Source organism: Polaribacter sargassicola (assembly GCF_021991835.1).
GTDB classification, from domain to species: domain Bacteria; phylum Bacteroidota; class Bacteroidia; order Flavobacteriales; family Flavobacteriaceae; genus Polaribacter; species Polaribacter sargassicola.
Genome location: NZ_JAHDAU010000080.1, coordinates 1 through 365, shown reverse-complemented (window position 1 = coordinate 365; position 365 = coordinate 1). Strand labels below are relative to the sequence as shown.

At 68.5% G+C, this 365-nt stretch carries 1 protein-coding gene; it reads left to right on the top strand.

Annotation, left to right across the window (positions count from 1 at the left end; translation table 11 throughout):
• A partial coding sequence (locus KI686_RS17455) for a ferredoxin--NADP reductase domain-containing protein (RefSeq protein WP_237590312.1) occupies window positions 1-284 on the top strand: 284 nt, incomplete at its 5' end.
• Window positions 285-365: the final 81 nt, after the last annotated feature.

The window sequence follows — 365 nt, the reverse complement described above, 5'->3', positions numbered from 1 at the left end:
CCGTCGGCCTGATCGGGCACACGAAGTCGGACGCGCTGGAGACGGTGACGAACCTCGTGGCGGATGCCGAAGCGGGACTGCTGTCGTCGATCCGTCCGGCTGCCGACATCCTCGACCTGCTCGACGAGCGAGGCACCGAGTACACCACGTGGGACGGCTGGCTGGCGCTGGATGCCCACGAGCGGCAGCTCGGCGAGACCCACCAGCACACTCGAGAGCGCGTCAAGGTCGTCCCCCGCGAGGAGCAGGTCGCCCTGTCGCGCGATGAGGCGCTCGCGCGATGACCTACGTCATCGCGCTGCCGTGCGTGGATGTGAAGGACCGCGCCTGCATCGACGAGTGTCCCGTGGACTGCATCTACGAGG